This is a genomic window from Bartonella sp. AA74HLJMH, assembly GCF_042197045.1.
Taxonomy (GTDB): domain Bacteria; phylum Pseudomonadota; class Alphaproteobacteria; order Rhizobiales; family Rhizobiaceae; genus Bartonella.
The window spans coordinates 1-6,154 of record NZ_JBHIRJ010000036.1; the positions used below are offsets into that span (position 1 = coordinate 1).

4 protein-coding genes and 1 pseudogene are annotated in these 6,154 nt (G+C 35.6%); all 5 read left to right on the top strand.

The genetic code is table 11. The annotated features are described in order from the left end of the window. Positions 1-128 (top strand): annotated as a pseudogene (locus ACFINH_RS08815) (DUF3792 domain-containing protein); the annotation flags it as partial. 960 nt (positions 129-1,088) lie between these two features. Beyond that, positions 1,089-1,379 carry a hypothetical protein gene (locus tag ACFINH_RS08820; protein ID WP_375632739.1) on the top strand — a complete coding sequence of 97 codons (291 nt, stop codon included), beginning with the start codon at positions 1,089-1,091 and terminating at the stop codon, positions 1,377-1,379. Positions 1,380-1,969: 590 nt separating this feature from the next. After that, positions 1,970-3,334 carry an MFS transporter gene (locus ACFINH_RS08825; RefSeq protein WP_375632733.1) on the top strand — a complete coding sequence of 455 codons (1,365 nt, stop codon included), beginning with the start codon at positions 1,970-1,972 and terminating at the stop codon, positions 3,332-3,334. A gap of 366 nt (positions 3,335-3,700) precedes the next feature. Continuing rightward, a complete protein-coding gene (locus ACFINH_RS08830) occupies positions 3,701-3,925 on the top strand; it encodes a hypothetical protein (RefSeq protein WP_375632735.1) in 225 nt (74 codons plus the stop codon). Positions 3,926-4,987: 1,062 nt separating this feature from the next. Beyond that, positions 4,988-5,674, top strand: a complete 687-nt coding sequence (locus ACFINH_RS08835) for an abortive infection family protein (RefSeq protein ID WP_375632737.1) — start codon at positions 4,988-4,990, stop codon at positions 5,672-5,674. Positions 5,675-6,154: the final 480 nt, after the last annotated feature.

Genomic DNA, 6,154 nt, shown 5'->3' on the forward strand with positions numbered 1-6,154 from the left:
CTAAAGCCACAAAAACAGCCTCCAATATGGGGTGGTGGGGCTTTTTAGGAAGTCTGGTAGGCGCCATTATTTCCAGTATTTTTGGCTATTATGGTTATAGAAGCCGTAAGGACACTTTCATGCTTTAAAACATCTACCTGTCTACCTTTAAAGCAAATACATAAAAAGCTGCACGCATAGTGCAGCTTTTTTGCAAAATTGTCTTGCTTTTCAACACAACAAGAATTTTCGAAATCCACGTGAAGCTTTTATAAGCGTGAGAAACAAGCTTCAAAATAAAAGATTTTTTTCAATAATTCTATTTTTTTATGTTTTTCTTTTAAAAAACTTCTTAAATGAAGTGTTGACTCCATCGATTATATATATGCCATTACAGCATAACAAATATGCGACTCTTGCTCTATTTTTTGCATTTAAGCCAAACAAATTTCGCAGAAAAATATTCCTCTACGATCAACAACTTTTCTCAATGTGGAAAACATATCAATCTTACATCTCATGTAAGAGGGAGCATTATGCGGTTAACATTTCATCCACACACAATATGAGAGAATAAGTTGAATTCTCTGATACAAAGGGAATACCAACCTACCCAATGATCTATTCTCAACAAAGCAACACTCTCACCACTTCAATACCAGTATTTTAGTTTGAGTATACGAACACAATTTACATTCTAGATTAAATGTATCAAATAAATAATGAACATAAAATCTATGAATAAACAATGGTTTAACTGTACATGCTTCAAACAAAGAACAAAATTCTATAATCATGCGTTATTAATTCTTTTGTAAATATTTTATACAGATATCAAAAATCGTACCATTGCTTTCAATACAAGAAACCGACATAAAAAGTTTCATATTGAATGACCAAAATAGTCTTTTACAAATTGCGATATTAGAGCAAAAACTTCATTGGCTAATTATACGAAAAAATAAAATAGAAAATGCATTTTAATAAATATAAAAGCAAATTGTTTTATAAAAGAATATGACAAAAACTGATAAATCAATTTATGATCATGTATTTATGATTCAGATATTGAGTTCAATTTTGCACAATCATTTGAAAAAAACGATAAGATTAAAGTTTATGCGAAACTGCCTAAATGGTTTAAAATTGATACATCTCTTGGATCATATACTCCCGATTGGACTGTATTATTCGAGCAAAATGGGCAAGAAAAACTGTATTTTGTTGTGGAAAGCAAAAGAAGTATTTTCGAAGACATGTTGCGCGTTCTGGAAAAAGCAAAAATCCATTGCGATCGTGAACATTTCAAAGCTTTAGGAGAAAATACCCAATATATTGTTTCTGATAATTATAAAACTTTTATCGATCAAGCAATTCAAAAAGATACCACAACAACTTGAAAAAATGTTTGGGTTATGGAAACAACCCTCCCCTGTTTTTTATAAAATGCACCTTTTTCCTACTCTATAATTTACAAGCTCTTCCTTATAACCAATTTTAATTTTTATTAAACAATCAAGAAATTATCGAACATTTTTCAGAAAGAGCTGCACATTTAAGAAAAGAAAATTATAAACTATTGAGAATACATTTGATACCCAAACAATCATTTAAGCATAAAAAATGATATATAAACAAACATTGGATTTTTAAGTCAATAATTTGATTTATAAAGATTTTCACATTTTCCATGTTAAATAATAAATGCAAATGGAGCAGGCGTGCACGTTTGTGTAGGTTCTGCTTTTGCTCTCATGCAGATTGAGTTGACGGCAAATAGACTCCTCGATAAACTCATTGACATCAGCTTAACTGATGGCTTAATTCTAGAGAAAAAGGCGGGTTGTACACAAGGGGACCATCAGCACTTCCAATCATATTCATTCCAATATCAAAACCGCAGATATCACAAATGCGTGTTCATTCTTAGAGCTCTGTAATTTATAACGCGGGACCCATATCTAAAAGAATATCAACAGGGGGCATAATAATGCAAAAGAGAGATTCCTATACAAAAACAGAAAGGTATGTCATATATACCGTCATTATTTCCAGCATACTTCCTCTGCTGGACGGGAGCATTGTCAATGTCATCCTTCCTAACCTTGCGCATTATTTTTCAGTCGGAGAAAATAATATACAATGGGTTGTAACATCCTATTTTCTCGCCACCGTTCCAGGGCTGCTAATGGCCGCTTTTGTGCAAGGAAGAATAGGTATCAAAAGCACTTGGTTTCTTGCAAGCTTCATTTTTATGCTTGGATCACTGGGGGTAGGATTAAGCTATAGTTTTCCAACTATTATATCTGCTCGTATCGTTCAAGGTTTCGGGACAGGTCTTTTGCTGCCCCTTAGCCAAACCATCATTGCCTTACAATTTGGACAGACACGAGTGCGCCAAGCCATGGGCTCCATAGCCGTACCAACAGTTTTCGCTCCTGCCTTTGGTCCGCTGGTAGGCGCCTCGCTTGCTCAGTATGTGTCTTGGCGTTTGTTATTTTTTATCAATATTCCGCTTATTTTATTGGCACTCACCCTTGGAGCAAAACATTTAAAGAGCAACGAAACAACAAAAACAAAATTTAACTTATTTGCATTTTTAGCGTTTTCCATATCGCTTCTTTCGTTTTTTTACCTCACAGAAGCCAGAAATATCAATAACAAAAACCACTTATATATCCTAGCACTTATAGCCATGATATCTCTCATATTATTCATTGTTTCTAATCAGAAAGCAAAAAACAAATTAATCGTCTTTAGCGGATTTCAAAATGCACGCTATACATTACTCATGATCATGGGGCTTGTTGCTTCATTTCTTTTTTATAGCTTCCTCGTTTATTTCCCACTAGCCGTTGCCATGGAAGGAAACTATGAAAAGAGCCTTCTCATCATCGGTGCCCTCCTTGCTCTGCAAGGGGTAGGAGCATGGATCGGAAGGAAATTTATTTACCAAAAATGGAAAGAAAAATCTCCCTTTTTCATGATAGGAATTGGTTTAGTGATATCAAGCTTTGGGTTATTATGCTTCGGCTATAATATAAGCATGGATGGACTTGGATTCTTGCTAAGAGGCATAGGACTTGGCATCGCCACCATTGTCTGCCTTTCCGCCCCCATCCAATATGTCAACAGTTTATACGTCAAAGATACAGCCGTTATCACACGCATATTACAGCAAATAGGTGGTGCCTTAGGGGGTATATTCGCTGGCTTTTTGATCCATTCGCTGACAGAAGAATCCCTGTCCTTAAACCAAACATATATCGTATTCTTCATATTCTCTATCGCTGCATTTTTACTGTTTTGCCTAGCCCTCCTCTTATCGCGTAAAGAGAAGAATTTTGATTTATGATATGCTTTATTTGAACACCCTATCCATAACATTGGCAATGGCATATAAAATCATACAGCATTTACCACTTTTCGAGAAACCAACACACTGAGACCTTGAACACAGCCTTCATCATTTTTATGAAAGAACACTAAACCGATAAGCTCCTTAAGCTCTAAAATTGATCACCTCCAGTAACGTACGGTGTTTGTAATTTTATGATACCTCTGTGCTTTTAAATCCCTCTAAAAACCTCTTGAAATATGGGATTTTCTGATCAGACCTTTGCAAAGATCCACGAAATTAAGCACGCGTTTCAATGCGGAATAGTTCCATAAATGCGCTAACAGACGCCCTACAGAACCAGCATAGAATATAGAACCCACAATGCCCCCAAATGCTGACCATCTTCTGCCACGCATCGCGATGCAAAAAATCGCACTGTATTGCAAACTTGATAATGTTATTCGCCCCTTTTCAAAGTCATTGAATCACTATGCTTTCATAACAGCAATAGGTCCAAATGAAACTGAAGCGACAAAAACAGCTGGTAAAGCAGCATCTTCTCTCCATTTCATTGTTAACTGTTATAAGAAATTTCCCCCACTTTAATAAAAAATCCCTCTCTCATTGAGAGGGAAATTTTAAAAACATTGAAAATCATAAAGCATGATGACAGACAGCAAACCATCTCTAAAAAGACTGTTTCTTGATTTTCACAGCGTACTCTTAGATTTCTCTAACATTTTCCTGCCTTTAAATTTTCCTTATAAGTTTTACGGACAAAAGAAGCTTTTCAGAACTCTTTTACACATAACTTCATTGCTTCAAGCTCCCTTACAGACACGATAAACGTTTATATTTTCATCTACCAAGTATGCGAGCTTCACAGCGGATATAATGAAAACAGTCTTTTTATAGAAAACCGTAAGCTTTAACGGAATAAACGAGATTTTAAACTAGCCTCCCGCATTACTCATTACTCTATACCGGTTATGCAAATAAAGAGCCCCATCTACTTTTTCTGACAAGCAAAGAACACACACAACATTTAGTAACATGCCATTATTGAAATTCTTGTCACAAGACCTTCCGTTCAGGGATTATGCGCATTGCCTGCTTCCTTCTCTCTAATAAACAATCTGCCAATAAAGAATGCTATTGCAGTTACGATAATACAAAATTATACTTCTGTTCTCATTCTATATTTTTCCAATTATCACGCATTATTCACCCCCTTCACTGCTTCACTGTTATAACAATGAAAGGAGAAAAAAATTAAAACACAATATGGCATTTCTCTTTCACAAATCTTATATAAGCCACAAAATTGTTGCGCGACTTTCTAAGCAAGGTCAGGCAATAAAATTATACCCTAAAAACCACTCCACACACCACTTTTTGATATTATCAAGCCATAAAATGCAATTATTACCTCCGCAAAAAATCTCTCAGAAAAACGAAATTCCTCCTGCAACAATTAGGATACTCTCTCAAATATTACCAAAGTACTATTGGCCAGAGAATTTGGATGCCTTATTTTTTTATACACCATCTGCTCCTCATGAGGATCGAAGTGATGATGATGAAGTCAAGATTAAGAAATGACTAGATACAATCAATGTAGAATGCAATAAACCGCTTGAAGTCCTTGGTCCCCTGCTTGGTGATTTTTTGGACAGTGAGTTTCATAAGTTAGTCGGATTCATATTTCAAGACATACCAGAAGATCAAATGCTACAACAGCTTAAAGAAGATCAACGTAAAGTTTTAGAAACGTTAAAGAAAGATGGATTAGAATATCAGCGTGGAGGATATATTATCAAGAATGAGCTAACCTTCACACAAGAATTGCAAAAAGCTGGTCTCCTCTCGATGGAAGAGCTAAAAAAACTTATTGCAGAGAAAGAACTTTCAGCAGTAGAAATCGAAATAAATAGGGCATTAGAAAATATAGAAAAAGATCCAAGGGAGGCAGTTCTATTTGCAGCAAATCTATTGGAAGCCTCTTGCAAAGCTTATCTCGACCACCATTCTATCCCATATGCAGAAAACGCCCGTAATAATCTGCCCGCTTTATGGAAAGAAGTCGTTAAGAAAGCCAAGATCCATCCCGAAGATATGAAGCAAGAAAACTTAAAAAATCAAGATCTAGATGAAAATGGCTTAAAAATGATCGCATCCGGTCTGTATCAAATTGTGCATGGTACTATGAATTTAAGAAACAAGAAAAGTGCAGCGCACGGACGCTCAGAAAAGGATTTTGAACTAATCAATCTCAAGCCTCGCCATGCGCGTTTAACTTTTAATGCCGCCCATTCTCTCTCAATTTATATTTTAGAGCTCATGGATCAGCCATAATAAAAAACTTTAGAAAAAACATATCACGACTACCAGCATTTTCTCATGCCATTTTTAATGCCTAAAAAGCATTAAAGGGGGGCTTCTGCTACCCTACAAAACCAAATATTTCTATAGCATGACAACATGAGTAGTCACAGCACCCTATGGTTCTCCTCTTCCCCACGTTTCTAGGCTCTGCTTCTAAAGTCAGTGGCAATTTCTGTAAATGCAAAAGCCGCCCTTAAGGATGACGAATGAGGATGGTGCAAAAGTATTGCCTTGATTATTTTTTTAAGAACAAACTAGCTGGTGTACTATTTTTGGAAAGCTCTCGTGCAGAAATATTATGATGGAGAAGCTAGTCATTATGATAAAAACACAAGTCTTAACTCCGTAAAGAGAGAAAATCTGAGTTTAGATCTAATTTCTACAAAGCCTTTATGCGCGTAAATTAGATACCTATACGTTCTTCCCCTACCCTACTTAATCTTATAATAA